24 protein-coding genes are annotated in these 25,597 nt (G+C 66.7%); 12 read left to right on the top strand and 12 right to left on the bottom strand.

Features of this window, described 5'->3' with window-relative positions; all coding sequences use genetic code 11:
• Positions 1 to 178: 178 nt before the first annotated feature.
• The 4 genes from RN02_RS19280 (at position 179) to RN02_RS19265 (ending at position 3,832) form a co-directional block, all read left to right on the top strand.
• Positions 179 to 802 (top strand): ABC transporter ATP-binding protein, encoded by a 624-nt coding sequence (locus tag RN02_RS19280; protein ID WP_043316004.1) that lies wholly within the window; start codon positions 179 to 181, stop codon positions 800 to 802.
• On the top strand, positions 799 to 1,599 hold the full coding sequence (locus RN02_RS19275) for an ABC transporter permease (protein ID WP_043316002.1): 801 nt from the start codon (positions 799 to 801) through the stop codon (positions 1,597 to 1,599). The genes RN02_RS19280 and RN02_RS19275 overlap by 4 nt, the downstream gene beginning before the upstream one ends.
• A gap of 41 nt (positions 1,600 to 1,640) precedes the next feature.
• Entirely contained in the window at positions 1,641 to 2,324 is a 684-nt protein-coding gene (locus tag RN02_RS19270) for an SDR family oxidoreductase (protein ID WP_043315999.1), read from the top strand.
• A 155-nt stretch (positions 2,325 to 2,479) separates the two neighbouring features.
• Positions 2,480 to 3,832 (top strand): 8-oxoguanine deaminase, encoded by a 1,353-nt coding sequence (locus RN02_RS19265; RefSeq protein WP_043315997.1) that lies wholly within the window; start codon positions 2,480 to 2,482, stop codon positions 3,830 to 3,832.
• A gap of 397 nt (positions 3,833 to 4,229) precedes the next feature.
• Here the strand turns inward: RN02_RS19265 and argE are convergent, their stop codons facing one another.
• The 5 genes from argE to RN02_RS19240 all read right to left on the bottom strand — a co-directional run bounded on the left by argE (position 4,230) and on the right by RN02_RS19240 (position 9,167).
• The gene (gene argE, locus RN02_RS19260) at positions 4,230 to 5,381 is read right to left on the bottom strand and encodes an acetylornithine deacetylase (protein WP_043315994.1); all 1,152 of its coding nucleotides are present in this window, start codon (positions 5,379 to 5,381) and stop codon (positions 4,230 to 4,232) included.
• A 64-nt stretch (positions 5,382 to 5,445) separates the two neighbouring features.
• Positions 5,446 to 6,120 carry a DUF1028 domain-containing protein gene (locus RN02_RS19255; RefSeq protein ID WP_043315992.1) on the bottom strand — a complete coding sequence of 225 codons (675 nt, stop codon included), beginning with the start codon at positions 6,118 to 6,120 and terminating at the stop codon, positions 5,446 to 5,448.
• A 10-nt stretch (positions 6,121 to 6,130) separates the two neighbouring features.
• Positions 6,131 to 6,553 (bottom strand): RidA family protein, encoded by a 423-nt coding sequence (locus RN02_RS19250; protein ID WP_043315990.1) that lies wholly within the window; start codon positions 6,551 to 6,553, stop codon positions 6,131 to 6,133.
• A gap of 3 nt (positions 6,554 to 6,556) precedes the next feature.
• The gene (locus RN02_RS19245) at positions 6,557 to 7,906 is read right to left on the bottom strand and encodes a flavin-containing monooxygenase (RefSeq protein ID WP_052267767.1); all 1,350 of its coding nucleotides are present in this window, start codon (positions 7,904 to 7,906) and stop codon (positions 6,557 to 6,559) included.
• 340 nt (positions 7,907 to 8,246) lie between these two features.
• A complete protein-coding gene (locus RN02_RS19240) occupies positions 8,247 to 9,167 on the bottom strand; it encodes a LysR family transcriptional regulator (protein ID WP_009614289.1) in 921 nt (306 codons plus the stop codon).
• A 137-nt stretch (positions 9,168 to 9,304) separates the two neighbouring features.
• Here RN02_RS19240 and RN02_RS19235 point away from each other — a divergent pair, with 137 nt between their 5' ends.
• From RN02_RS19235 to RN02_RS19225, 3 genes are all read left to right on the top strand, one after another.
• A complete protein-coding gene (locus RN02_RS19235; protein ID WP_043315988.1) occupies positions 9,305 to 10,651 on the top strand; it encodes an aspartate aminotransferase family protein in 1,347 nt (448 codons plus the stop codon).
• Entirely contained in the window at positions 10,652 to 10,945 is a 294-nt protein-coding gene (locus RN02_RS19230; protein WP_009614286.1) for a cupin domain-containing protein, read from the top strand. It abuts the gene before it with no gap.
• Between the two features lie 176 nt (positions 10,946 to 11,121).
• Complete coding sequence (locus RN02_RS19225) at positions 11,122 to 12,618, top strand: CoA-acylating methylmalonate-semialdehyde dehydrogenase (RefSeq protein WP_043315986.1); 1,497 nt, start codon at positions 11,122 to 11,124, stop codon at positions 12,616 to 12,618.
• Positions 12,619 to 12,770: 152 nt separating this feature from the next.
• Here RN02_RS19225 and RN02_RS19220 read toward each other — a convergent pair whose 3' ends face one another.
• The 3 genes from RN02_RS19220 to RN02_RS32585 form a co-directional block, all read right to left on the bottom strand.
• Complete coding sequence (locus RN02_RS19220) at positions 12,771 to 13,298, bottom strand: REP-associated tyrosine transposase (protein ID WP_043315983.1); 528 nt, start codon at positions 13,296 to 13,298, stop codon at positions 12,771 to 12,773.
• Between the two features lie 126 nt (positions 13,299 to 13,424).
• Complete coding sequence (locus RN02_RS19215) at positions 13,425 to 13,874, bottom strand: BRO-N domain-containing protein (RefSeq protein ID WP_043315981.1); 450 nt, start codon at positions 13,872 to 13,874, stop codon at positions 13,425 to 13,427.
• A 357-nt stretch (positions 13,875 to 14,231) separates the two neighbouring features.
• The gene (locus tag RN02_RS32585; protein WP_161796254.1) at positions 14,232 to 14,672 is read right to left on the bottom strand and encodes an RDD family protein; all 441 of its coding nucleotides are present in this window, start codon (positions 14,670 to 14,672) and stop codon (positions 14,232 to 14,234) included.
• Positions 14,673 to 15,145: 473 nt separating this feature from the next.
• On the opposite strand from RN02_RS32585, the gene RN02_RS19210 reads away from it, so the two are divergent.
• On the top strand, positions 15,146 to 15,427 hold the full coding sequence (locus tag RN02_RS19210) for a helix-turn-helix domain-containing protein (protein ID WP_043315980.1): 282 nt from the start codon (positions 15,146 to 15,148) through the stop codon (positions 15,425 to 15,427).
• A 50-nt stretch (positions 15,428 to 15,477) separates the two neighbouring features.
• Here RN02_RS19210 and RN02_RS19205 read toward each other — a convergent pair whose 3' ends face one another.
• From RN02_RS19205 to gbcB, 4 genes are all read right to left on the bottom strand, one after another.
• On the bottom strand, positions 15,478 to 15,798 hold the full coding sequence (locus RN02_RS19205; RefSeq protein WP_043315977.1) for a DUF2845 domain-containing protein: 321 nt from the start codon (positions 15,796 to 15,798) through the stop codon (positions 15,478 to 15,480).
• 64 nt (positions 15,799 to 15,862) lie between these two features.
• Complete coding sequence (locus RN02_RS19200; protein WP_009614275.1) at positions 15,863 to 16,645, bottom strand: NYN domain-containing protein; 783 nt, start codon at positions 16,643 to 16,645, stop codon at positions 15,863 to 15,865.
• A 60-nt stretch (positions 16,646 to 16,705) separates the two neighbouring features.
• On the bottom strand, positions 16,706 to 17,992 hold the full coding sequence (locus RN02_RS19195) for an NAD(P)/FAD-dependent oxidoreductase (RefSeq protein ID WP_043315974.1): 1,287 nt from the start codon (positions 17,990 to 17,992) through the stop codon (positions 16,706 to 16,708).
• Between the two features lie 326 nt (positions 17,993 to 18,318).
• On the bottom strand, positions 18,319 to 19,422 hold the full coding sequence (gbcB, locus tag RN02_RS19190; RefSeq protein ID WP_009614271.1) for a glycine-betaine demethylase subunit GbcB: 1,104 nt from the start codon (positions 19,420 to 19,422) through the stop codon (positions 18,319 to 18,321).
• Positions 19,423 to 19,869: 447 nt separating this feature from the next.
• Between gbcB and gbcA the strand changes: the two genes are divergently transcribed.
• From gbcA to dgcA, 4 genes are all read left to right on the top strand, one after another.
• Positions 19,870 to 21,159 carry a glycine-betaine demethylase subunit GbcA gene (gene gbcA, locus RN02_RS19185; RefSeq protein ID WP_009614269.1) on the top strand — a complete coding sequence of 430 codons (1,290 nt, stop codon included), beginning with the start codon at positions 19,870 to 19,872 and terminating at the stop codon, positions 21,157 to 21,159.
• Between the two features lie 683 nt (positions 21,160 to 21,842).
• Positions 21,843 to 22,820 (top strand): dipeptidase, encoded by a 978-nt coding sequence (locus RN02_RS19180; protein ID WP_043315972.1) that lies wholly within the window; start codon positions 21,843 to 21,845, stop codon positions 22,818 to 22,820.
• Positions 22,821 to 22,925: 105 nt separating this feature from the next.
• Complete coding sequence (locus RN02_RS19175) at positions 22,926 to 23,456, top strand: DUF5943 domain-containing protein (protein WP_043256596.1); 531 nt, start codon at positions 22,926 to 22,928, stop codon at positions 23,454 to 23,456.
• Positions 23,457 to 23,530: 74 nt separating this feature from the next.
• On the top strand, positions 23,531 to 25,591 hold the full coding sequence (gene dgcA, locus RN02_RS19170; protein ID WP_043315970.1) for a dimethylglycine demethylation protein DgcA: 2,061 nt from the start codon (positions 23,531 to 23,533) through the stop codon (positions 25,589 to 25,591).
• Positions 25,592 to 25,597: the final 6 nt, after the last annotated feature.

The raw sequence follows: 25,597 nt of genomic DNA, 5'->3' as shown, positions 1-25,597 counted from the left end.
CCGGGGTTGCTCCGGGGCGTTTTATCCACGAGGCCCGGCATTTGCTGGGCCTCGTCGTTTTCGGGTCGCCTGGGTTGGGCTTATGGGGGGCGGGGAGATGGGGGAAGCGGCGGATAACCGCGAACGGTTATACGCCCTACGTTATGCTCGGCGGCGTACTTCTTGACGACGCGAGTTCATGAGCGTTTTGGATATTCCCTTTGGGCCTCTGCGGGCCTGCGGCTTGCGCGGGGCGCTGAGCGGGCCGTTCGACCTCGACCTGGCGCCCGGTCGCTGTACGGTGCTCAGCGGCCCTTCGGGCATCGGCAAGAGCCTGTTGCTGCGCATGCTCGCCGACCTCGACCCCAACCAGGGCCAGGTCAGCCTGGCCGGGGTGGCGCGCGAGCGTATGCCGGCCAGCGCCTGGCGGCGGCTGGTCACCTACGTGGCGGCGGAATCCGGCTGGTGGGAGGAGGGCGTCGCCGCGCACTTCGCCGACCTCGACGCCGCGCGGGCGCTGCTGCCGCGGGTGCGTCTCGACCCGGCGTTGCTGCAGGCGCGGGTGGCGCAGTTATCCACAGGCGAGCGCCAGCGCCTGGCCCTGCTGCGCGCGGTGGTGCAGCGGCCGCGCTTCCTGCTGCTGGACGAACCCACGGCGGCGCTGGACGCGGCCAGCCGCGAGGGCGTCGAGCAACTGCTGCAGGCACTGAAGGCCGAAGGCCTGGGCCTGCTGGTGGTCAGCCACGATGCCGGGCAGGCGCGGCGCCTGGCGGATGTGCACCTGCAACTGGACGAACACGGCCTGGGCGAGGTGCAGCCATGACGCCGCTGCAGCTCGGCCTGCCGGAACTGGCCCTGGCGGCGCTGCTGATCGTGGTCGCCGCCGGGCTGTCCTGGGCGCTGCGCCTGGGCCTGCAGCGCACCCTGCTGGTCTGCGCCGTGCGCCTGGTGGTGCAACTGGTGCTGGTGGGGCTGTTCCTGCGCCAGGTGTTCGCCCTGTCCTCGCCCTGGCTGACCGCCGGGGTGGTGCTGGCGATGCTCGCCGCGGCCAGCTTCGAGGTTGGTTCGCGACAACGCCGCCGGCTGGCCGGCTTCTGGCACCTGGGCATCGGCGGCGGCAGCGTCGGCATCGCCACCCTGGGCATCGCCCTCTTCGCCCTGGCCGGCAGCCTGCGGCCGCAGCCGTGGTACGACGCGCGGCACGCCATCCCGCTGGTGGGCATCATCCTCGGCACGGCGATGAACGCCGCCAGCCTGGCGCTGAACCAGGTGTTCGCCAGCGTCACCCGCGAGCGCGCCGCCATCGAGGCGCGCCTGGCCCTGGGCGCCGACCGCTACACGGCGCTGGGCTCGGTGCTGCGCCGGGCGCTGTACAACGGCCTGATCCCCACCCTGAATCAGATGGCCGCCGCCGGCATCATCACCCTGCCGGGGATCATGACCGGGCAGATTCTCGCCGGCATGGACCCGCTGGACGCCGCGCGCTACCAGATCCTGCTGATGTTCCTGCTGGTCGGCGCCGGCTTCGCCGCGGCCCTGGGCGCCGTGTACCTGTCGGCCTGGCGGCTCACCGACGAGCGCGACCGCCTGCGCCTGGACCGCCTGCGCGGCGAGGATTGAGCGGGTATGCTGGGGCTTTTCCATCCCGAGGGGAGAGCCCCATGAGCACTGCCAATTCCGCCCTGATCATCGGCGCCTCCCGCGGCCTCGGCCTGGGCCTGGTGAACCAGCTGCTGGCGCGCGGCTGGGATGTCACCGCCACCGTGCGCGACGCCGCCAACGCCGGCGTGCTGGACAGCCTGCCGGTGCGCGTCGAGTCCCTGGTGCTGGACGATGCGGCCTCCCAGGACCGCCTCGCCGAGGCCCTGGCCGGGCAGCGCTTCGACCTGGTCTACATCAACGCCGGCATCTACGGCCCGGCGCACCAGTCGGCGCTGGACGCCAGCCTGATGGAGGTCGGCGAGCTGTTCATGGTCAACGCCGTGGCCCCGCTGCGCCTGGCCGAGCGCCTGCTGCCGCTGCTGGAGCCGCAGCGCGGGGTGCTGGCCTTCATGACCTCGGAACTGGGCAGCGTGGCCGGCAACGAATCCGGCGGCATGGGCCTGTACCGGGCGAGCAAGGCGGCGCTGAACTCGCTGACCCGCAGCCTGGTCGCCGGGCTGGGCGAAACCGGTCTGACGGTGCTCAACCTGCACCCCGGCTGGGTGCGCACCGACATGGGCGGCGAGGCCGCGCCGCTGGACGTGGAAACCAGCGCCGCCGGGCTCGTCGACCAGGTCGAGGCCTACGCCGGGCGCGGCGGCCAGCACTACCTGGACTACCAGGGAACGACGATCGACTGGTGACGGATGCCGGCGGCGGCGTTACCATGCGCCGACGCCTGACCTGCGGGTCAAGGCGCACCTGGATCAGCAGACAGGGTGAACACTGAGCTGGCTTCCCGTACAACCGGGAGCCGGCTCGCCTCGGGCGGCGGCTCCGCAACCCGGAGGATTCACCCATGTCATCCCCCCGCCTGTGGCTGCGCAACCCCCTCGCCATCTTCACCGCCAACGGCCTCGACGCCCGTGGCGGCCTGGTCGTGCAGGACGGCCGCATCGTCGAGTTGCTCGCCGCCGGCCAGCAACCCTCGCAACCCTGCGAGCAGGTGTTCGACGCCAGCCAGCACGTGCTGCTGCCCGGCCTGATCAACACCCACCACCATTTCTACCAGACCCTCACCCGCGCCTGGGCGCCGGTGGTCAACCAGCCGCTGTTCCCCTGGCTGAAGACCCTCTACCCGGTGTGGGCGCGGCTGACCCCGGACCAGCTGGCGCTGGCCACCAAGGTGGCCCTGGCCGAGCTGCTGCTGTCCGGCTGCACTACCGCGGCGGACCACCACTACCTGTTCCCCGACGGCCTGGAGCAGGCCATCGACGTGCAGGCCGGGGTGGTCGCCGAACTGGGCATGCGCGCCATGCTCACCCGCGGTTCCATGAGCCTGGGCGAGGCCGATGGCGGTTTGCCGCCGCAGCAGACGGTGCAGCGCGCCGAAGACATCCTCGCCGACAGCGAACGGCTGATCCGCGACTACCACCAGCGCGGCGACGGCGCCCAGGTGCAGATCGCCCTGGCGCCCTGCTCGCCGTTCTCGGTGACCCCGGAAATCATGCGCGCCAGCGCCGAGCTGGCCGAGCACCACGACGTGCGCCTGCACACCCACCTGGCCGAGACCCTCGACGAGGAGGACTTCTGCCTGCAGCGCTTCGGCCAGCGTACCGTGGACTACCTGGACAGCGTCGGCTGGCTCGGCCCGCGCACCTGGCTGGCCCACGGCATCCACTTCAACGACGAGGAAATAAAGCGCCTGGGCGAAGCCGGCACCGGCATCTGCCACTGCCCCAGCTCGAACATGCGCCTGGCCTCGGGCATCTGCCCCACCGTGGCCCTGGAAGCCGCCGGCGCGCCGGTGGGCATCGGCGTGGATGGCTCGGCCTCCAACGATGCCTCGAACATGATCCTCGAAGCGCGCCAGGCCCTGTACATCCAGCGGCTGCGCTACGGTGCGGAAGAGATCACCCCGGAGCGGGCGCTGGGCTGGGCCACCAAGGGCTCGGCGAAGCTGCTGGGCCGCAGCGACATCGGCGAGCTGGCGCCGGGCAAGCAGGCGGACCTGGCGCTGTTCAAGCTGGATGAACTGCGCTTCTCCGGGAGCCATGATCCGCTGTCGGCGCTGCTGCTGTGTGGGGCGGACAGGGCGGACAGGGTGATGGTCGGGGGGAGTTGGCGGGTGGTGGATGGCAAGGTGGAGGGCCTGGACCTCAAGGGCCTGATCGCTGCGCACACCCAGGCAGCACGCAAACTGATCGGCTGACTGGCTTTTCGTAGGAGCGAGCTTGCTCGCGAACGAGGCCAACCGGGGGTGCGGTGCATGCCCTGAAGAGCCCCTCTCCCCAGCCCTCGGCTGCGCGCCCCGCCCTGAAGGGAGAGGGGGCTAGTCCGTGCCGAGAAGAGGAATGGTTTCAGCCGGAAACCTTCGGCGTTGCCGGCTAACTCCAGAACACCCTGCCCTGCCCAACGGCTCCTCTTCCTTGAGAGAGAGGGGGCCTGTCCGTGCCGAGAGGTGGCATGGTCTCAGCCTGAGACACTCGGCGTTGCCGGCTAACTCCTATACATCCGCGTCTGCCCAACGGTCCCCTCTCCCTTCAGGGAGAGGGTTAGGGAGAGGGCGCTCTCAAACCCGCGCACCAACCCACCCAGCAAGACACCAATCAAGCCTTCATCCACTCCACCAACCGCCCCAACATCCCATCACAAGCCGCCAACTGCTCCTCACTCACGAACTCATCCGGCTTATGCCCCTGATCCATGCTCCCCGGCCCGCACACCACCGTCGGAATGCCCGCCTGATCAAACAGCCCCCCCTCGGTGCCAAAAGCCACCGTGGAAAACTCATCCGACCCACTGAGCCGCGCCAACAACTGCGCCACCTCGCTCTGCGGATCGGTAGCCAGCGCCGGATACGCCGACAACTCGCTGAAGCGGATATCCGCCTCCGCCTTCACCGCGCGCATCTTCGGCAGCAGCTCGGTTTCGGCGTAGTCGCGCAGTTGCTCGGCGACCTGCTGCGGGTCGTCGCTGGGCAGGGCGCGGACCTCGAAGTCGAACTGGCATTCGGCCGGGACTATGTTCAGCGCGCGGCCGCCGCCGATCACCCCGGTCTGCACCGTGGAGTAGGGCGGGTCGAAGCGCGGGTCGTGGCGTTCCGGCGCGGCCAGGCGGCTGCCGATCTCGCCCAGGCGGTTGATCAGCTTCGCCGCGTATTCGATGGCGTTCACCCCCTGCGGGGCGTAGGCCGAGTGGCAGGCCGCGCCGTGCACCTGGCAGCGCATGGCCAGCTTGCCCTTGTGGCCGAGCACCGGCTTGAGCTCGGTGGGCTCGCCGATGATGCAGGCGATGGGCTTGTGCTCGCGGCGCGCAAGGTCCGCCAGCAGCGAGCGCACGCCCAGGCAGCCGACCTCCTCGTCGTAGGAGAAGGCCAGGTGCAGCGGCACGCGCAAAGGCTGGGCGAGGAAGGCCGGCACGGCGGCCAGCACGCAGGCGATGTAGCCCTTCATGTCGGCCGTGCCGCGGCCGTACAGGCGGCCGTCGTTCTCGGTCAGCTCGAAGGGCGGGACGCTCCAGTTCTGGCCGTCCACCGGCACCACGTCGGTATGCCCGGACAGGCATACGCCGCCGCGGTCGCGCGGGCCGAGGGTGGCGAACAGGTTGGCCTTGCCGCCGGCTTCGTCGAAGAACAGCTCGCTGTCCACGCCCAGGCCGGCCAGGTAGTCCTGGATGTACTTGATCAGCGCCAGGTTGGAATTGCGGCTGACGGTGTCGAAGGCGATCAGCCTGGCGAGGATGTCACGGCTGGAAAGCATGCAATGTCTCCGTAGGATGGGTTAGCCGCGAAGCGGCGTAACCCATCGATTGGCGTCGATGCGCTTACTCGTCGCCGGGCACGCCGTAGCTCGGCGCCTTGGTCGGGTCCAGCGCGCGGGTGATGTAGTCCTGCATCTGCGGCTTGTAGGCTACCCAGAGTTTTTCCAGCGCGTCGATGGGCGCTTCGTCGGCCCAGTCCACGCGCAGGTCGACCATCGGCCAGACCAGGTCGCCCACCACCTTCAGCGCCGCCGAATGCACCGGCCCGGCTTCGCCGCCGGCGGCCATGGCCGCCTGCATCGCCGCCAGCAGGCGTTCGGCCAGGCAGCCGTCGGCCGCCTCGAAGGCCTTGGTCATGGCTTCGATCACCGCGGTGGACGACAGCAGGTTGCCCGCCGCCACGCAGTTCTCGCCGGCCACCGCGTGGTTCACGCCCAGCGCTTCGCTGCCGGTGAACAGCGCCACCTGGCCGTGCTGGTCGATCACCGTCACCTGGCGGTACTCGCTGTAGCCGTTGCTCGACAATGCTTGGTCCAGCGCGGCGGCCGGCGCCAGGCCCGCTTCCAGGCGGTCGAGGATCTGCGGGCCCAGGGCCGGCAGGGTCACGTTCTGCGTGGCCACCGCGCCGACGCCGGCGCGCACCCAGGGGCAGCGCGCGCCGACGGCGATGCTCGACGAGCTGATGGCGATGCCCAACTGGCCGGTTTCGGCGCAACGGCCGACGATGGAGAAGGTCATGGGCCGCTCCTTATTGTTCCCAGTCGTCCGGAATCACCGCGATCACGTCGATCTCCATCAGCCACTGCGGCTGGCCCAGGGCCGAGACCACCAGGCCGGTGGAGATCGGGAACACGCCCTTGAGCCACTTGCCGACCACCTGGTAGACCGGCTCGCGGTAGCGCGGATCGATGATGTAGGTGGTGGTCTTGACGATGTGCGACAGGTCGCTGCCGGCTTCTTCCAGCAGCTGCTTGAGGTTCTTCATCGCCTGCTCGGCCTGGGCCGCCGGGTCGCCCAGGCCCACCAGGTTGCCGGCGAAATCGGTGCCGACCTGGCCGCGCACGTATACGGTGTTGCCGGCGCGCACGGCCTGGCAGAGGTCGTTGTCCAGGGACTGGTTCGGGTAGGTGTCCTTGGTGTTGAACATGCGGATGCGAGTGTGGGTAGGCATCACTTACTCCCAGGAAGCGGCTTTTTTGGCTTGCGATTCGGCGGAGGCCTCGCGCTGCGAGGCGTCCTGGTATTCGACGTATTTGCGTTGCGTGGCGATGTGCCCGGCGATGTGCTTGGCGTCGTGCCACACGCCCCAGATGAACGACGAGCCCCGGCGCGACAGCCACGGCAGGCCGACGAAGTACACGCCCGGCTCGCGGGACACGCCGCGCTGGTGCTTGGGCTTGCCCTTGTCGTCGAAGGCGTCCACCTGCAGCCAGTCGAAGTCCACGGCGTAGCCGGTGGCCCAGATGATCGAGGTGATGCCGGCGGCGGCCAGGTCCAGTTCCAGGATCGGGTTGCGGATGCACTCGGCGTCCGGGTAGACGCGGCGCGCTTCCGGCTCTTCCGGCAGGTCCAGGCCGTTGCGTTCGATGTAGGCGTCGGCGGCGTCCAGCAGGTCGAGGTAGTTCTGGTCGCCGGCCTGCAGGTTCTTCACCAGGTCTTCCTGGAAGCTCACCTTGCCGTCGGCAAAAGCCTTGGTCAGGCCGACCAGGGTGATGCCCTCGTTGGCCAGGCGGCGGAAGTCGATGGTCTCGCCGCCACGGGCGCCGCTCACGGCGATGGTCACGTGCTCGCGGCCGGGCTGCACTTCCTCGGCGTCCCACAGGCCGAGCACGCCCAGCCACCAGACGAAGTCGCGGTTGCGGTAGGAGCGCGGCGGGCGGTCATGGGCGCCCACCGAGAGGAACACCCGCTTGCCGGCGCGGTTCAGCTCGTCGGCGATCTGCACGCCGGAGGAGCCGGCGCCCACCACCAGCACGGCGCCTTCGGGCAGCTGCTGCGGGTTGTAGTACTGGGCCGAGTGGATCTGCTGGATGCGCTCGTCCTTCGGCGCGATGGCCGGGATCACCGGGCGCTGGAACGGGCCGGTGGCGGAAACGATGCGCAGCGCCTGCAGGGTGCCTTCGGAGGTTTCCACGGTGAAGCCGGGGCGGCCTTCGTTGCGGGTCACCTTCTTCACTTCCACGCCGGTGCGGATGGGCGCGTTGAACTGCTTGGCGTAGGCGACGAAGTAGTCCGCTACCTGCTCCTTGTGCGGGAACTCGTCGGGGCCGACGGGGAATTCCATGTTCGGGAAGCGGTCGTGCCAGGCTGGGCCGTTGGCCACCAGCGAATCCCAGCGGCCGGTGCGCCAGGCTTCGGCGATGCGGCTCTTCTCCAGTACGATGTGCGGCACGCCCTGGGCGGTCAGGTGCTCGCTCATGGCCACGCCGGCCTGCCCGGCGCCCACCACGAGGGTATCGGTTTCAATGCCATCGAGCGATTTGCCGGCGGGCTTGCCGAAGGCGGTCTGGTTCGGATCGGCCATGGGGTGACTCCTCGGACTCTGATCGTTGTTGTTCTGCGGTCGCGACTGTCCACCGCGCGTTGGCCGCATTCTGTTCAGACCCGGGCATTAGCGAAATTATGATTTTTGTAGTCGCAGGCTAGGGAAAAGCTGTGGGCCCGCGAGCCACGGGCCGCGCGGGGCGGCGGGGAGGGGGTATAGGTTTTTGCTTGGCAGGGGCGACAAATTCGATTCGTGCGCATTGGGGGGCAGTCGTAGGATGGGTTGAGCGAAGCGATACCCATCACCGTGGCCGCATGGGTTTCGCAGGCTCAACCCATCCTACGCAGAGCGCCTCGGCGCAGCCGGCAAGGGCTTTGAATCAACGGCTCTCCGCCACCGCCTCCAGAAACCGCTCCAGCACCAGGTTCGGTCGCCGTCCCTTGCGCGTCACCACCGTCAGCGGGATGTCGTAGTGGAAGCGCTCCGGGCGCAGCGCGCGCATGCGGCCCTGGGCCACCCAGTCGGCGGCGTAGTGGTCGGGCAGGTAGCCGATGTAGCTGCCGGTGAGGATCAGGAAGGCCATGCCCTCGCGGTCCGAGGCGTTGGCGCTGGCGTTCAGCTCCTGGTGGCGCTCCTGGGCCTCGGCGGGGATGCGGTAGCTGGGCGCCACCGCATCGCAGGCGTGGATTTCCGCCACCGTGATGCCGGCGTCCTCGCGCTCGAACAGAGGGTGCTCGCGGCTGCAGAACAGCAGCGACCGTTCGTCGTACAGCGGCGAATACTCCAGCCCCGACAGCGGGCTGATGAGCGGCACCACGCCGATGTGCAGGCGGCCGTCGAGCACGCCCAGCTCGATCTCGTTGGGCGTGGTCATGCCGATGTTGATGCGCACCCCCGGGCCGCTGGCCTTGAGCGCGCGCAGGGCGTGAGTGATGCGCATCTGCGGCAGGGTCACCAGGTTGTTGATGATGCCGATGTTCAACTCGCCGCGCAGGTGCTGGTGCAGCTCGTTGACCTCGGCGCGGAAGCCCTCCAGCGCCGCCAGCAGCGACTGGGTGGCGCGGTATACCTCGCGGCCCTCGTCGGTCAGCGCGAAGCCGGCGCGGCCGCGCTGGCACAGGCGCATGCCCAGGCGCTTCTCCAGATCGCCCATGTGCAGGCTGATGGCCGAGCGGCTGATGCCCAGGGTGCTTTCCGCGGCGGAAAAGCTGCCGCACTCGACTATGGTCTTGAAGATGCGCAGCAGGCGTATTTCGAAATCGCTGACCTGGCCCAGGGACGGGCTGCGGGTTTTCGCCATTTTTGTTTTACCGAATCGAAACTGAACGTGAGAAGAATAGGCTTTAACTCACGTTAAGTCAGGCCCAATCTTGAGCCATCGCAGCAGGCGTGACGCGGCCTGCGCGCCCAACAAGACAGTCGTCGAGGACGAGTTCCATGAACCAGCAAGTGAACGTAGCGCCGTCGGCCGCCGCCGACCTGAACCTGAAGGCTCACTGGATGCCCTTCAGCGCCAACCGCAACTTCCACAAGGACCCGCGTATCATCGTGGCCGCCGAGGGCAGTTGGCTGGTGGACGACAAGGGCCGGCGCATCTACGACAGCCTGTCCGGCCTGTGGACCTGCGGCGCCGGTCACTCGCGCAAGGAAATCGCCGACGCGGTGGCCAAGCAGATCGGCACCCTCGACTACTCCCCGGGCTTCCAGTACGGCCACCCGCTGTCCTTCCAGCTGGCCGAGAAGATCGCCCAGATGACCCCCGGCACCCTCGACCACGTGTTCTTCACCGGCTCCGGTTCCGAGTGCGCCGACACCGCGATCAAGATGGCCCGCGCCTACTGGCGCATCAAGGGCCAGGCGCAGAAGACCAAGCTGATCGGCCGCGCCCGTGGCTACCACGGCGTGAACGTCGCCGGCACCTCCCTGGGCGGCATCGGCGGCAACCGCAAGATGTTCGGCCCGCTGATGGATGTCGACCACCTGCCGCACACCCTGCAGCCGGGCATGGCCTTCACCAGGGGCGCGGCCGAGACCGGCGGCGTCGAGCTGGCCAACGAACTGCTGAAGCTGATCGAACTGCACGACGCCTCCAACATCGCCGCGGTGATCGTCGAGCCGATGTCCGGCTCCGCCGGCGTGATCGTGCCGCCGAAGGGCTACCTGCAGCGCCTGCGGGAAATCTGCGACGCCAACAACATCCTGCTGATCTTCGACGAAGTCATCACCGCCTTCGGCCGCATGGGCAAGGCCACCGGCGCCGAATACTTCGGCGTGACCCCGGACATCATGAACGTCGCCAAGCAGGTCACCAACGGCGCCGTGCCCATGGGCGCGGTGATCGCCAGCAGCGAAATCTACGACACCTTCATGAACCAGAACCTGCCGGAATACGCGGTGGAGTTCGGCCACGGCTACACCTACTCGGCGCACCCGGTCGCCTGCGCCGCCGGCATCGCCGCGCTGGACCTGCTGCAGAAGGAAAACCTGATCCAGCAGTCCGCCGAGCTGGCGCCGCACTTCGAGAAGGCCCTGCACGGCCTCAAGGGCACGAAGAACGTCATCGACATCCGCAACTGCGGCCTGGCCGGCGCCATCCAGATCGCCGCCCGCGACGGCGACGCCATCGTGCGCCCGTTCGAAGCCAGCATGAAGCTGTGGAAGGAAGGCTTCTACGTGCGCTTCGGCGGCGACACCCTGCAGTTCGGGCCGACCTTCAACGCCAAGCCCGAAGACCTCGACCGCCTGTTCGACGCGGTCGGCGAAGCCCTCAACGGGGTGGCGTAAGTGAGCGAGCGTCCCAAGGCCGTGCCGACGGTGCAGATCGACAACGACAAGGTCCTGGTCACCGAGTGGCGCTTCGCCCCGGGAGCGGAGACCGGCTGGCACCGCCACGGCATGGAGTACGTGGTAGTCCCGGTGACCGGCGGCGAACTGCTGCTGGAAACTCCCGAAGGCGAGCGGCGCGCGCCGCTGGTCCTGGGCCAGAGCTACACCCGCCAGATCGGCACCGAGCACAACGTGATCAACCCGTGCGACCACGAAGTGGCCTTCATCGAGATCGAGCTCAAGCAACACTGAGCCCGCGGGCCCGCGCGTAGGCATGCCGGTTCGGCCGGGCTTACCCTGGCCGTCCCGGCGAGCCTCGCGGCCCACCCGACACACCGAACAATCCCCTCTCCCTTCAGGGAGAGGGTTAGGGAGAGGGGCTCTTACGCTCCTCCTCCAAACCCCACTCAGCGAGAAGAGACAAGACGATGACCATCATCAAGCACCTGATCGGCGGCGAGCTGATCGCCGACACCGGCCGCACCGCCGACGTCTTCAACCCGTCCACAGGCACCGCCGTGCGCAAGGTCCCGCTGGCCGACCGCGAAACCATGCAGCAGGCCATCGACGCCGCCAAGGCCGCCTTCCCGGCCTGGCGCAACACTCCGCCGGCCAAGCGCGCCCAGGTGCTGTTCCGCTTCAAGCAACTGCTGGAAGCCAACGAAGAGCGCATCGTCAAACTGATCAGCGAAGAACACGGCAAGACCGTCGAAGACGCCGCCGGTGAACTCAAGCGCGGCATCGAGAACGTCGAATACGCCACCGCCGCCCCGGAAATCCTCAAGGGCGAGTACAGCCGCAACGTCGGCCCGAACATCGACGCCTGGAGCGACTTCCAGCCCATCGGCGTGGTCGCCGGCATCACCCCGTTCAATTTCCCGGCCATGGTCCCGCTGTGGATGTACCCGCTGGCCATCGCCTGCGGCAACACCTTCATCCTCAAGCCGTCCGAGCGCGACCCCAGTTCCACCCTGCTGATCGCCGAACTGTTCCACGAAGCCGGCCTGCCCAAAGGCGTGCTGAACGTGGTGCACGGCGACAAGGGCGCGGTGGACGCGCTGATCGAGGCCCCGGAAGTGAAGGCCCTGAGCTTCGTCGGCTCGACCCCGATCGCCGAGTACATCTACAGCGAAGGCACCAAGCGCGGCAAACGCGTGCAGGCCCTGGGCGGCGCCAAGAACCACGCCGTGCTGATGCCCGACGCCGACCTGGACAACGCCGTCAGCGCGCTGATGGGCGCCGCCTACGGCTCCTGCGGCGAGCGCTGCATGGCCATCTCGGTAGCCGTGTGCGTGGGCGACCAGATCGCCGACGCCCTGGTGCAGAAGCTGGTTCCGCAGATCAAAGGCCTGAAGATCGGCGCCGGCACCTCCTGCGGCCTGGACATGGGCCCGCTGGTCACCGGCGCTGCCCGCGACAAGGTCACCGGCTACATCGACACCGGCGTGGCCCAGGGCGCCGAACTGGTAGTGGACGGCCGCGGCTACAAGGTCGCCGGCCACGAGAACGGCTTCTTCCTCGGCGGCACCCTGTTCGACCGCGTGACCCCGGAAATGACCATCTACAAGGAAGAAATCTTCGGCCCGGTCCTGTGCATCGTCCGCGTGAACAGCCTGGAAGAAGCCATGCAGCTGATCAACGACCACGAATACGGCAACGGCACCTGCATCTTCACCCGCGACGGCGAAGCCGCCCGCCTGTTCTGCGACGAGATCGAAGTGGGCATGGTCGGCGTCAACGTCCCGCTGCCGGTCCCGGTGGCCTACCACAGCTTCGGCGGCTGGAAGCGCTCCCTGTTCGGCGACCTCCACGCCTACGGCCCGGACGGCGTGCGCTTCTACACCAAGCGCAAGGCCATCACCCAGCGCTGGCCGCAGCGCAAGAGCCACGAGGCGGCGCAGTTCGCTTTCCCCAGCAATAGCTGAGGTGGCATGAGGTAAGGGAAAGGCCGGTCGATTGACCGGCCTTTTTCGTTTGTGGGGCGTGATGGGTATCGCTTCGCTCAACCCATCCTACGGGGCCTCAGGGATCGGTGTTCGTAGGATGGCGTTGAGCGAAGCGATACCCATCATTTCCCTCACTCCCCGGCCCGCTCGACCTCCCCATTACCTCCCGCCCAATCCACCGGCAACACCCCATCGCGCACATAGCGATGAAACGACGACCACGGCCAATCGACCGCCCGCTGCACGTGCCCGTGCTTGCACGGATTGAAATGGATGTAATCGACGTGCCGCGAAAAGTCCTGCTCATCGCGGATGCGGTGCTCCCAGTAGCGGCGCTGCCAGATGCCGCGCTCGCCTTTGCTGGCGCGGCTTGGCGAGCGCGCTTCGCCGCGTGGCAGGGCCCTGGAAAAGTGCGCCTTCATGAGCCGCCAGCACAGGGCATAGTCGTTGTCGCCCTCGGGCAGGGTGCAAAGGGCATGCAGATGGTCGGGGAGGATGACGATGGCGTCGATTGCCCAGGGATGCCGTTCGGCGACGTAGCGGAAGGCCTCGCGAAGCGGGCCGATGTGCTCGACCAGCAGGCGGGATCGGCGGTCGTGCAGTGCCAGGGTGAAGAACCAGGTAGCGCCTGGGGTTCGGTCACGGCGGTAGGTAGTCATGGCGCGTCCTTGGCCTTGGGGTGATGGGTATCGCTTCGCTCAACGCCATCCTACGGGTCCGTGCCAGGCGTTGATGCCGGAGCGTGCAGATACCCCCGTAGGATGGGTGGAGCGCAGCGATACCCATCAATCGGCGAGCAGCCGCGGCATCTCCTCGAAGGGCACCCAGAGCGCGCCCTGCCACTCCAGCAACATCACCCGCCGCGCCTGCCAGCTCATCATCACCCGTCTTGGCGCCTGGCCATCCGGCACGGACTGGTCGCGCAGGCTGGGGATGACTTCGCGCGTCAGCCAGGTATCCAGGTGCTGGCTTTCCGGGCTGCCGAAGCGCACCAGGGCCTTGTAGAGCGCAGCCTCGTTGAGGACGTCGATGGCTTCTTCGCTGCCGCTTTCGTAGTGCAGGTGGATGCGCCGGGTTTCGTGGGGCAGGACGCGGTATTGGAAGGTGTGGGGACGGCGGATGCCCAGGAGGCGGGCGAGGTCGTAGGAGGCGAACCAGGGCTGGTTGTCGATCATGACCGCGCGCAGGGGGCGACCGTGGCGGATGAAGAAGGTGGGGGTGTATGCGTCGTGCATTGCTAGCTCCTGTTATCCATCAAGAGAGCTGCCACCCCACGTCGCCAAGCGTAGGGCGGCAGACCACGCGGGGTTGGCGAACCGGCTAACAGGACCCGGCAGACCCGAAGGTCTCCCCGCGCGATCTGCCATCGAGCATTGCAGAGAATCTGCGAGCTTGTGAGCGCTGCAAGAGCACTCCCTTTGACATTACGCGCCTGCTAGTGATTGGGTCGCCAAACCCAAGTCACGGACTGGCCGTGACCGGTGCAGGATAGGGAGCGGCCCTTGGCCGGGATACGGCGATATTTCCGATGTGCGTGTAGGAGTAAGCTTGCTCGCGAATGAGGGCCCCGGTGACAGGGGGCGTTCGTTCGCTTATTGCCCGGGTTGTGCCCTGATTTCTGCGGAGATGGCCAAAAGATCTCGACGAGGAATCACATAGGTACGAGCCAGCATGTCGCCAAGACGCTGACAGCGTGCGGAATAGACGAAGATTACTGTGGCGACCAGGGGGCCGAGTAGGAAAGGGTTGGTTTCCAGTAATCGACAGAAATTACGCACCAGGCTTTGAATGAGTGTTGGTGGCTCGCCGTTCGGGCCTATGACAACAAGTCGGAACAACCACTTTCCTGGCGTGCGTCCCTTCAACAGCCATTCCGTCAGGGGAAAGTAAAGCAGCATCCAGGCCACACTCAGCGTGAAGGGCCGCTTCAGTATATCGATGCAGGCCATGCCGCCGGCGATTGCCAGGATGTCGAACGTATAGGCCAGGCCTCGGAGGGCGAGCAGCTTGTTTCTTGAGACTTGGCGATCCAAAAACAATATCTCCGCAAATAAATATTGAGGGTGTGCAGCAGATTCAGAGGTATGTCGAGTGCTGCACCGTTGGGAAAGTAAGCGAAAGGCCTTCCTCTGGTTTGTCAGTCTGCACGGTGTCTTCCGTTGCGCAATGTACTGCAGTTGAGGGCTTTGGTTGGAAGGTCTCTTCCATCCCATGCATGGGCTTAGTGGAACTCAGTGCCGATCAGCATCAATGCCTTGGCGCTAGTATATCGGGGCTTCTTTCCCTCTCCACGGCCTTCTAGGGGGCCGTTCGGAGTCGCTTGGAGCGCTCGTAGCCATGGCAGGCACATGGCATATAGGACGCATTTAGAGTGAACTCCTACTGAGGCGTCGGAATGGCCCGGTAGTCTCTCCCTATTCAGTTATGAAAATCCTCATGGGCTTGAGGATTAACGAATATCTACTTAGTCCAACCCATGAATCCTCAAGAACGTGAGGATTTCCCAATGAACGTCAAGATCGACTCTCCCGCCGCCCTTGGCCTGCTGGTGCGCGCCAGCCGAAAGGCCATGAACCTGCGCCAGGATGATGCCGCCGGTAGCATCGGCGTGAGCGAGAACTTCCTCGGCAAGGTCGAGCGCGGTTCGGCGTGCGTGCAGTGGGGCAAGCTGTTCCAGGTGCTGCAGGAGTTGGGATTGGAGCTGTCCGTTGAGGTGCCGGAGCACTATGCGGAGCCCACGCGACACCATCTGCAGCAGCTTGTTCACAAGGCTGATGGTGTGGGCTGAGGACTGGTTCGCGAGCAAGCTCGCTCCTACAGAGCGAAAAGCAGCGGGGCTCAGCGGAACTCGGTGCCGATCAGCATCAGGATGCCTTCGCGGAAGCGCAGCACGCGGGTGGCGCCGTTTTGTGGGGGATAGGTCCAGACTTCGATGGTGGCGCCGCCGGGGATGAATTTGCCGTCCGGGCCGCGGCGGGGTGGGGCCGGCGGGAAGACTTCGCGTTTTGCCGGCGCGCCGCACTTTTCCAGCACCGCGTCCATCTTGTCGCCTTCGTTGATCAGTTGCGTGCCGCAGCGCAGCGTCGAGGCCTGGGCGCTGGCGCACAGGGCCAGGCCGAGCAGCAGGGCGGCGAAGAGGCTGCGGGGTAGGGCGGTCATGGTTTTCCTCCTCGATGACCGCCCTAGCATACCGGCTCGCTCCGGCCCGGGCCTTTGACGCGGCTCACTTGCGCACGTTGCGCGCGTACAGGTCCTTGCCGCCGCTGTTGCTGCCGCCGCGGGCCTGGAGTTCGAAGCGCTTGGGGTGGCCCTTGATCAGGTCGCTGAGTTTCTTGAAGCCGTACAGCCGCGGGTCGAAGGCGGGGCGCAGTTTGCTGATGTTCTGGCCGAGGGCGCCTAGCTGCACCCAGTCTTCCTCGTCGTCGGCGATGTCGTCGAGCACCTTGGCGATGAAGTCCAGCGGCACGCGCTGGGGCTTGGGCTTGGCGGCGGGGGCCTTGGGTTCCTGGGGCTGGCCGGTTTCGGTAGGTTCGGCCGGGGTCACCGGGTCGGCGCGGAGGATTTCGGTGTAGATGAACTTGTCGCAGGCGCGCACGAAGGGGTCGGGCGTCTTGCTCTCGCCGAAGCCGTAGACCATCAGGCCTTCCTCGCGCAGGCGGGCGGCCAGGCGGGTGAAGTCGCTGTCGCTGGAGACCAGGCAGAAGCCGTCGAAGCGGCGGGTGTAGAGCAGGTCCATGGCGTCGATGATCAGCGCGCTGTCGGTGGCGTTCTTGCCCTTGGTGTAGGCGAACTGCTGGATCGGCTGGATGGAGTGGTCGAGCAGCACCTGCTTCCACTTGCCCAGTTGCGGCTGCGTCCAGTCGCCATAGATGCGCTTGACGCTGGCCACGCCGTACTTGGCGATTTCCTCGAACAGGCCTTCGACGATGGCGGCGGGGGCGTTGTCGGCGTCGATCAGCACGGCCAGGTGCGTCTGCTGGCGGTTGGGGGTGGTCTTGATTGCCATGGGGGCTCCGATCTGGAAATTTGCATCGACCTTAGACCGGCAGCGCTCCGGGCACCAGCCCTAGCCGTTGAGACGGCGGCTGTCGAAGGCGTCGCGGGCCTCGTAGGCGCTGTAGGTGGCCTGGGCGGCGAGCAGGCCGGCGAGGCCGAAAGCGTGGGTCAGGCCGAAGCGGGCGAAGCCGGGCGGCACCGCCCTGGCGCCGCTGATGGCGTCGGCGAGCACTTCGCCGGCCACGGTGGTCGGCGCCATGCCGTGGCCGCCGAAGCCGATGGCGTGCCAGATGCCGGCTTCGTCCTGGCCGATCTGCGCCATCTGGTGGCGGCCGTAGCTCATCAGGCCGCCCCAGGCGTAGTCCACCTTCACCTCGGCCAGCTGTGGATAAACCAGCGTCAGGTCGCGTTTGAGCAGGGCGGCGATGGCTTCCGGGCCGCGGTCGAGGATGGAGATGCGCCCGCCCCAGAGGATGCGGCTGTCGGCCAGCGGGCGGTAGTAGTCGAAGGCGAAGCGGGTGTCGTAGACCGCGGCCTGGCAGGCGATGACGTCCCGCAGGCGCTCGCCCAGGGGCTCGGTGGCGATGACGTAGGTGGCGATGGGCAGCACGGCGCGTTCGATGGGCCGGTACAGGCCGCGGGCGTAGCCGCCGCCGCAGAACACCACCTGTTCGGCGTGCACTTCGCCGCCGGCGGTGCGCACGACGAAGCGGCCGTCGCGTTTTTCGATGCCCAGGGCTGGCGAGCCTTCGTGGATGCGCACGCCCAGGCCGGCGGCGGCGCGGGCCACGCCGCGCACGTATTTCAGCGGGTGGAAGTGGAAGGCGTTGCGTTCCAGCAGGCCGCCGAAGTAGCGGTCGGTCTTGAGCTGTTCGCGGAGCGCGCCGGGGGCGATGGGTTCCCAGTCCACGCCGTAGGCTTCCTTCATCAGGTGCCGGGGCTTTTCCAGGCGTGAGGGGTCGTTGAACCAGTTGGCGAGGATCACGCCCTGGTCCACCAGGTCGCAGTCGATGGCGTACTGGCGCGCGCGTTGGCGGATCAGGTCCACCGCTTCGAGGGTCAGGTGGTAGAGCCGCCGCGCCTGCTCGGCGCCGAGAGTGGCGAGCAGGTCGGCGTTGCCCAGGCTGTAGCCGCCGAAGACGAAGCCGCCGTTGCGGCCCGAGGCGCCGTGGCCCACGTAGTGCGATTCCAGCAGCGCCACGTCGGTGATGCCGCGCTCGGCCAGGCCCAGGGCGGTGTTGAGGCCGGCCAGGCCGCCGCCGAGGATGCACACGCGGGTGTCGAGGCGGCCGGTCTGGGTGGGGTAGGTCGGCTTTGCGGAGGTGGCTTCGTAGTAGGTTTGGGTGAAGGTGGGCATGGCGGACTCGTCCCTTGAGCTGTTGAACGAGTGTTTAGCCTTGGGGCGGGGAGGGCAATTGAAAAATCTTCGGGTTGGGATTCCTTGGGGGACTGGAGTGCAAGGGGTTTAGAGCGCCCTCTCCCCAACCCTCTCCCTGAAGGGAGAGGGGGCTTGTCCGTGCCGGCTGAAAGCAAGGTTTTATCCGGGTGCCATGGCGTCCGGCTGACTCATAAATATCCAAGCACTCCGAACGGTCCCCTCTCCCTTCAGGGCGGGGCGCGCAGCCGAGGGTTAGGGAGAGGGAGCGGGCTCGAACCCTCGCTCCGCGGCCTACCCGAGCGCACTCAATACTCGATCACCACATCCCCCTTCGGCACGCTGCAGCACGACAGGATGTAGCCCTCGGCCACATCCTCGTCGGTAATACCGCCGTTGTGTTCCATCTCCACTTCGCCGGAGCGCTTCATCACCTTGCAGGTGCCGCAGATGCCCATGCCGCAGGCTTTCGGGATATGCAGGCCGAGCTTGGCGGCGGCGGCATGGACGGTTTCGCCGGGGCCCACGCGGATGCTCTTGCCGGTTTCGCAGAATTCCACGTTGTTCAGGTCGGCGGCTGGGATTTCCGGGGCTTCGGCGGCTTCGGCGGCCAGTTCCTTCACTTCCTCGCGGACTTCCGGCGGCGTCGGGCCGAAGGCTTCCTCGTGGTAGCGCGACATGTCGTAGCCTTCGGCTTCGAGCAGGCGCTTGATCGCGTGCATGTAGGGCGTGGGGCCGCAGCAGAATACTTCGCGTTCGAGGAAGTCCGGGGCTATCAGCTGCAGCATGGCCTTGTTCAGGAAGCCGCGGTAGCCGGCCCAGGCCTCGCCCATCTCGTACTTCTCGCAGATCAGGTGGACCTTGAAGTTGGCGATGCGCGAGGCCATGTGGTCCAGCTCGCGGTGGTAGATGATGTCTTTCGGCGTGCGCGCGCTGTGCACGAAGACCATGTCCACCGAGCCGTTGGTGTCGAAGAACCAGCGCGCCATGGACATCACCGGGGTGATGCCGACGCCGCCGGAGAGGAACAGCGCCTTGTCGGTGGGGAAGTCGATGGCGTTGAAGTTGCCCACCGGGCCGTGCACCGGGACGACGTCGCCTTCCTTGAGGTTGTCGTGCAGCCAGTTGGAAACCTTGCCGCCGGGCACCCGCTTGATGGTGATGGAGAAGCTGTAGGGCACCGAGGGCGAGCTGGAGATGGTGTAGGAACGCATGATCGGCTGACCGTCGATCTCCAGCTCCAGGGTGACGAACTGCCCGGGCTTGAAGAAGAACAGGATCGGCTGGTCGGCCATGAAGCAGAAGGTGCGTACGTCCCAGGTCTCCTGGATGGCCTTGACGCAGCGCACCAGGTGGCGGCCGTTGGTCCAGGTCTGGGTGTTCACCGGGTTGAGGAAGTTGCTCGTCGACATGGTGTCTCTCCGCGCACGCAGGCCGTTTCCCGGCCGAATGGGGCAGCGCCGGGCGGGGACGCTCGCCCCGGCCTTTTCGGCATGCCTGATGGGGCCGATTGTGCGCACGCCCCGTTCCCCCCACTTACCTGCCAGCGACATTTGCATGCTTATCGCGACCTGCCGCCTGGGGCGGGGGCTGCCAGGTCGGAAACGGATGTGGTCGTGTCGCCCATGGATAAGGCACCGCAAAGGCCCGGACGCACACTGCCTCCAGCCGAAACGAAGGTAATCCACCAGAGCGCCTGACCTTCACGCCCGCCGCCGCGGGCCCCGCCCATCGGCAGGGCGGGATTCCGGAGCCACCGGAGTGCCGAAGGCCGTGAACGCCACCTTGCGTAGCGTCGAACCGTATCAGCCACCCAATTTCGCCGCCGCCGATCCCCGGCGCGGCATGAGGACCAACCGATGGACGTCACTACCACCCTGAGTCTGGGCGATCCGCTGGAACCGGCCCGCAAGGCCACCGCCGAGATGCTGCGCACCCGCGACCATTCCTTCTCGCTGCCGCAGCCGTTCTACAACGACGAGCGCCTGTTCAAGCTCGACATGCAGGAGATCTTCCAGAAGGAATGGCTGATCGCCGGCATGACCTGCGAAATCCCCGCCAAGGGCAACTTCCTCACCCTGCAGATCGGCGACAACCCGGTCATCGTGCTGCGCGGCGCCGAGGGCAAGATCCACGCCTTCCACAACGTCTGCCGCCACCGCGGCTCGCGCCTGTGCGTGAGCGACAAGGGCAAGGTGGCCAAGCTGGTGTGCCCCTACCACCAGTGGACCTACGAGCTGGACGGCCGCCTGCTGTTCGCCGGCACCGAGATGGGCGCCGACTTCGACATGAAGGACTACAGCCTCAAGCCTGTGAACGTGAAGACCGCTGGCGGCTACATCTTCATCTCCCTGGCCGAGAACCCGCCGGCCATCGACGACTTCCTGCGTACGCTCGAGCACTACATGGAGCCGTACGACATGGAGAACACCAAGGTCGCCGTGCAGACCACCATCCGCGAAGCGGCCAACTGGAAGCTGGTGCTCGAGAACAACCGCGAGTGCTACCACTGCAACGGCTCGCACCCGGAGCTGCTGAAGACCCTGCTGGAGTGGGACGACGTCACCGACCCGCGCGCGAGCCAGGCGTTCAAGGACCAGGTGGCCGCCTGCACCAAGGCCTGGGACGAGGAGAAGATCCCCTACGCCCATGCCAGCTTCGGCCTGCGCAACCGCATCGTGCGCATGCCGCTGCTCGACGGCACCGTGTCCATGACCATGGACGGCAAGCAGGGCAGCAAGAAGCTGATGGGCCGCATCAAGAACCCGGACCTGGGCTCGATGCGCATCCTCCACCTGCCGCACTCCTGGAACCACTGCATGGGCGACCACCTGATCGTCTTCACCGTGTGGCCGATCAGCGCGCAGGAAACCGTCGTCACCACCAAGTGGCTGGTGCACAAGGACGCGGTGGAAGGCGTGGACTACGACGTGCAGCGCCTGCGCGAAGTGTGGGACGCCACCAACGACCAGGACCGCCGCCTGGCCGAGGAAAACCAGCGCGGCATCAACTCCACCGCCTACCAGCCGGGCCCGTACTCCAAGACCTACGAGTTCGGCGTGATCAACTTCCTCGACTGGTACAGCGAGCGCATGCTCAACAACCTCGGCGAAGAGTCCGCCCACGCGCGGCTGGTCGCCCACGAGTAAACCCAGGTCCACCCGGCGCCCCCTTCACTGGGGGCGCCTGCATTTCGGAGGGGAGAACGTGGATAGTCTGCTGTTCTATGGCAGTTCGGTGGTGGTCGGCGGGTTGATGGTGTGGAACCTGGTGGCTTGCTGGCGCAATCGTTGAGGGCTCGGCGCTTTTCGTAGGAGCGAGCTTGCTCGCGAACGGGGTTTGCCGGGAGCTGCAGGTGCAGGGTTTGAGAGCACCCTCTCCCTGAAGGGAGAGGGGACCGTTCGGAGTGCTCGGATATTTCAGAGTCAGCCGGCAGCTCTGCAGTTTCCGGCTAAAGCCATGCTCATCTCGGCACGGACAAGCCCCCTCTCCCTTCAGGGCGGGGCGCGCAGCCGAGGGCTGGGGAGAGGGAGCGGAGTCAACCCAACACACCTGAGCCGCCGGGGAGCACTGTTCGCGAGCAAGCTCGCTCCCACGAAAAGCCTTCCCCCCTCATTCCCCCAAGCTCTCTAAACCGCCCCCTTCATACCCATATGCCCGCCCGCGACGCCTTCGGTGTCGCGCATGTCGCCGGCTTGACGCTTTCGGTACGACCCTGGTCGTTTTCGAGCCGGGCCGCCCCGCCACCCGGGGATATGCTGCCCCCAAAGCGCCGGCACAAGCCCCGGCGCGCCAAGCCTGACAAGCCTTGCCTGATATAGAGAGACGCCAGATGAGCCCAGCCGAACTTCACGCCGACAGCATCGTCATCGATGGCCTGATCATCGCCAAGTGGAACCGCGAACTCTTCGAGGACATGCGCAAGGGCGGCCTGACCGCCGCGAACTGCACCGTGTCCGTGTGGGAGGGCTTCCAGGCCACGGTGAACAACATCGTCGCCAGCAACAAGCTGATCCGCGAGAACAGCGACCTGGTCATCCCGGTGCGCAGCACCGCCGACATCCGCCGCGCCAAGGAGCTGGGCAAGACCGGCATCCTCTACGGCTTCCAGAACGCCCACGCGTTCGAGGACCAGATCGGCTACGTCGAGGTGTTCAAGCAGCTGGGCGTGGGCATCGTGCAGATGTGCTACAACACCCAGAACCTGGTCGGCACCGGCTGCTACGAGCGCGACGGCGGGCTCTCCGGCTTCGGCCGCGAGATCGTCGCCGAGATGAACCGCGTCGGCGTGATGTGCGACCTGTCCCACGTCGGCAGCAAGACCAGCGAGGAAGTCATCCTCGAATCGAAAAAGCCGGTCTGCTACTCCCACTGCCTGCCCTCGGGCCTGAAAGAGCACCCGCGCAACAAGTCCGACGAGGAACTGAAGTTCATCGCCGACCACGGCGGCTTCGTCGGCGTGACCATGTTCACGCCGTTCCTGGCCAAGGGCGTGGATGCCACCATCGACGACTACGCCGAGGCCATCGAGTACGTGATGAACATCGTCGGCGAGGACGCCATCGGCATCGGCACCGACTTCACCCAGGGCCATGGCCAGGACTTCTTCGAGTACCTGACCCACGACAAGGGCTACGCCCGCCGCCTGACGCGCTTCGGCACCATCATCAACCCGCTGGGCATCCGCACCGTGGGCGAGTTCCCCAACCTCACCGAAACGCTGCTCAAACGCGGCATGCCCGAGCGCGTGGTGCGCAAGGTCATGGGCGAGAACTGGGTGCGCGTCCTGGCGGACGTCTGGGGCGAGTGAGCCCGGGCCGCCGACTTCCTTCGTAGGGTGGGTGGCGCGCAGCGATACCCACCATGCCGGCGCCCCGCCGGCCAAGATCATCAACCGGATTCCGAGAACCGAACCATGGCCAAACACGCCCCCGAACTGCCCATCGAAGTCGACAGCGAAACCGGCGTCTGGACCACCGACGCCCTGCCGATGCTCTACGTGCCGCGGCACTTCTTCGTCAACAACCACATGGGCATCGAGGAAGAGCTGGGCGCCGAGCGCTATGCCGAAATCCTCTACAAGGCCGGCTACAAGTCCGCCTGGCACTGGTGCGAGAAAGAGGCCGAATGCCACGGCATCGAAGGCGTGGCGGTGTTCGAGCACTACATGAAGCGCCTGTCGCAGCGCGGCTGGGGCCTGTTCCAGATCGAGCAGATCGACCTCGATAAGGGCACCGCCCAGGTGCGCCTGAAGCACTCCGCCTTCGTGTACGTGTACGGCAAGGTCAACCGCAAGGTCGACTACATGTTCACCGGCTGGTTCGCCGGCGCCATGGACCAGATTCTCCAGGCCCGCGGCAGCAGCATCCGCACCGTGGCCGAGCAGGTCTACAGCGGTTCGGAAGAAGGCCACGACGACGGCCTGTTCATCGTCAAGCCGCTCTGATCCACGACTTCGGCACAGGCGGCCCGCCGGCCGCCACCACAACAAGAAACCTCTGATCCCGTGAGGATGCCGCAATGGCTTTCGAGGCAATGTTCCAGCCGATCCAGATCGGCAAGCTGACCATCCGCAACCGCGTGCTCTCCACCGCCCACGCCGAGGTCTACGCCACCGACGGCGGCATGACCACCGAGCGCTACGTGAAGTACTACGAGGAGAAGGCCAAGGGCGGCATCGGCCTGGCCATCTGCGGCGGTTCCTCGGTGGTCGCCATCGACAGCCCGCAGGAGTGGTGGAGCTCGGTGAACCTGTCCACCGACCGCATCATCCCGCACTTCCAGAACCTGGCCGACGCCATGCACAAGCATGGGGCCAAGATCATGATCCAGATTACCCACATGGGCCGCCGCTCGCGCTGGGACGGCTTCAACTGGCCGACGCTGATGTCGCCCTCGGGCATCCGCGAGCCGGTGCACCGCGCCACCTGCAAGACCATCGAGCCGGAAGAGATCTGGCGGGTGATCGGCAACTACGCGCAGGCCGCGCGCCGGGCGAAGGAAGGCGGCCTGGACGGCGTCGAGCTGTCCGCCGTGCACCAGCACATGATCGACCAGTTCTGGAGCCCGCGGGTCAACAAGCGCACCGACGAATGGGGCGGCACCTTCGAGGGCCGCATGAAGTTCGGCCTGGAGGTGCTCAAGGCCGTGCGCAAAGAGGTCGGTGACGACTTCTGCGTCGGCATGCGCATCTGCGGCGACGAGTTCCATCCCGACGGCCTGTCCCACGAGGACATGAAGCAGATCGCCAAGTACTACAGCGACACCGGCATGCTCGACTTCATCGGCGTGGTCGGCTCCGGCTGCGACACCCACAACACCCTGGCCAACGTCATCCCCAACATGACCTACCCGCCGGAGCCCTTCCTGCACCTGGCGGCGGGCATCAAGGAAGTGGTCAACGTGCCGGTGCTGCACGCGCAGAACATCAAGGACCCGAACCAGGCCACGCGCATCCTCGAAGGCGGCTACGTGGACATGGTCGGCATGACCCGCGCGCACATCGCCGACCCGCACCTGATCGCCAAGATCAAGATGGGCCAGGTCGACCAGATCAAGCAGTGCGTCGGCGCCAACTACTGCATCGACCGCCAGTACCAGGGCCTGGACGTGCTGTGCATCCAGAACGCCGCCACCAGCCGCGAATACATGGGCGTGCCGCACATCATCGAGAAGACCACCGGCGTGAAGCGCAAGGTCGTGGTCGTCGGTGGCGGCCCGGCCGGGATGGAAGCCGCGCGGGTAGCGGCCGAGCGTGGCCACGACGTGACCCTGTTCGAGAAGAAGGACCAGCTCGGCGGGCAGATCACCACCGCCTCGAAAGCGCCGCAGCGCGACCAGATCGCCGGCATCACCCGCTGGTACCAACTGGAGCTGGCGCGCCTGGGGATCGACCTGCGCCTGGGCACCGCGGCGGACGCTGACACCATCCTCGACCTGCGTCCGGACGTGGTGGTGCTGGCCAACGGCGGCCACCCGTTCCTCGAACAGAACGAACACTGGGGCGCCGCCGAGGGCCTGGTGGTGAGCAGCTGGGACATCCTCGACGGCAAGGTCGCCCCCGGCAAGAACGTGCTGGTCTACGACACCATCTGCGAGTTCAGCGGCATGTCGGTGGCCGACTTCCTCGCCGACAAGGGCGCGCTGGTGGAGATCGTCACTGACGACATCAAGCCCGGCGTGGCCATCGGCGGCACCACCTTCCCCACCTACTACCGCAGCATGTACCCCAAGGAAGTGATCATGACCGGCGACCTGATGCTGGAAAAGGTCTACTGCGAGGGCGACAAGCTGGTGGCGGTGCTGGAGAACGAATACACCGGCGCGAAAGAGGAGCGGGTGGTCGACCAGGTCGTCGTGGAGAACGGCGTGCGCCCGGACGAGAGCCTGTACTACGCGCTCAAGCAGGGCTCGCGCAACAAGGGCCAGATCGACGTCGAGGCGCTGTTCGCGATCAAGCCGCAGCCGTGCCTCAGCGAGCCAGGCGACGGCTACCTGCTGTTCCGCATCGGCGACTGCGTGGCCCAGCGCAACACCCACGCGGCGATCTACGACGCGCTGCGGTTGTGCAAGGACTTTTAAAGAAGC

The sequence above is a fragment of the Pseudomonas sp. PI1 genome (genome assembly GCF_000812405.1).
Taxonomy (GTDB): domain Bacteria; phylum Pseudomonadota; class Gammaproteobacteria; order Pseudomonadales; family Pseudomonadaceae; genus Pseudomonas; species Pseudomonas citronellolis.
Note: the sequence above shows the minus strand (reverse complement) of the source record. Positions and strands in the feature narration are given on the sequence as shown.

What these genes read in the sequence shown, in the direction of transcription:
- RN02_RS19280 (WP_043316004.1), top strand. Translation starts at nt 179, where the DNA reads ATGAGCGTTTTGGATATTCCCTTTGGGCCTCTGCGGGCCTGCGGCTTG.
- RN02_RS19275 (WP_043316002.1), top strand. Translation starts at nt 799, where the DNA reads ATGACGCCGCTGCAGCTCGGCCTGCCGGAACTGGCCCTGGCGGCGCTG.
- RN02_RS19270 (WP_043315999.1), top strand. Translation starts at nt 1,641, where the DNA reads ATGAGCACTGCCAATTCCGCCCTGATCATCGGCGCCTCCCGCGGCCTC.
- RN02_RS19265 (WP_043315997.1), top strand. Translation starts at nt 2,480, where the DNA reads ATGTCATCCCCCCGCCTGTGGCTGCGCAACCCCCTCGCCATCTTCACC.
- argE (WP_043315994.1), bottom strand. Translation starts at nt 5,381, where the DNA reads ATGCTTTCCAGCCGTGACATCCTCGCCAGGCTGATCGCCTTCGACACC.
- RN02_RS19255 (WP_043315992.1), bottom strand. Translation starts at nt 6,120, where the DNA reads ATGACCTTCTCCATCGTCGGCCGTTGCGCCGAAACCGGCCAGTTGGGC.
- RN02_RS19250 (WP_043315990.1), bottom strand. Translation starts at nt 6,553, where the DNA reads ATGCCTACCCACACTCGCATCCGCATGTTCAACACCAAGGACACCTAC.
- RN02_RS19245 (WP_052267767.1), bottom strand. Translation starts at nt 7,906, where the DNA reads ATGGCCGATCCGAACCAGACCGCCTTCGGCAAGCCCGCCGGCAAATCG.
- RN02_RS19240 (WP_009614289.1), bottom strand. Translation starts at nt 9,167, where the DNA reads ATGGCGAAAACCCGCAGCCCGTCCCTGGGCCAGGTCAGCGATTTCGAA.
- RN02_RS19235 (WP_043315988.1), top strand. Translation starts at nt 9,305, where the DNA reads ATGAACCAGCAAGTGAACGTAGCGCCGTCGGCCGCCGCCGACCTGAAC.
- RN02_RS19225 (WP_043315986.1), top strand. Translation starts at nt 11,122, where the DNA reads ATGACCATCATCAAGCACCTGATCGGCGGCGAGCTGATCGCCGACACC.
- RN02_RS19220 (WP_043315983.1), bottom strand. Translation starts at nt 13,298, where the DNA reads ATGACTACCTACCGCCGTGACCGAACCCCAGGCGCTACCTGGTTCTTC.
- RN02_RS19215 (WP_043315981.1), bottom strand. Translation starts at nt 13,874, where the DNA reads ATGCACGACGCATACACCCCCACCTTCTTCATCCGCCACGGTCGCCCC.
- RN02_RS19210 (WP_043315980.1), top strand. Translation starts at nt 15,146, where the DNA reads ATGAACGTCAAGATCGACTCTCCCGCCGCCCTTGGCCTGCTGGTGCGC.
- RN02_RS19205 (WP_043315977.1), bottom strand. Translation starts at nt 15,798, where the DNA reads ATGACCGCCCTACCCCGCAGCCTCTTCGCCGCCCTGCTGCTCGGCCTG.
- RN02_RS19200 (WP_009614275.1), bottom strand. Translation starts at nt 16,645, where the DNA reads ATGGCAATCAAGACCACCCCCAACCGCCAGCAGACGCACCTGGCCGTG.
- RN02_RS19195 (WP_043315974.1), bottom strand. Translation starts at nt 17,992, where the DNA reads ATGCCCACCTTCACCCAAACCTACTACGAAGCCACCTCCGCAAAGCCG.
- gbcB (WP_009614271.1), bottom strand. Translation starts at nt 19,422, where the DNA reads ATGTCGACGAGCAACTTCCTCAACCCGGTGAACACCCAGACCTGGACC.
- gbcA (WP_009614269.1), top strand. Translation starts at nt 19,870, where the DNA reads ATGGACGTCACTACCACCCTGAGTCTGGGCGATCCGCTGGAACCGGCC.
- RN02_RS19180 (WP_043315972.1), top strand. Translation starts at nt 21,843, where the DNA reads ATGAGCCCAGCCGAACTTCACGCCGACAGCATCGTCATCGATGGCCTG.
- RN02_RS19175 (WP_043256596.1), top strand. Translation starts at nt 22,926, where the DNA reads ATGGCCAAACACGCCCCCGAACTGCCCATCGAAGTCGACAGCGAAACC.
- dgcA (WP_043315970.1), top strand. Translation starts at nt 23,531, where the DNA reads ATGGCTTTCGAGGCAATGTTCCAGCCGATCCAGATCGGCAAGCTGACC.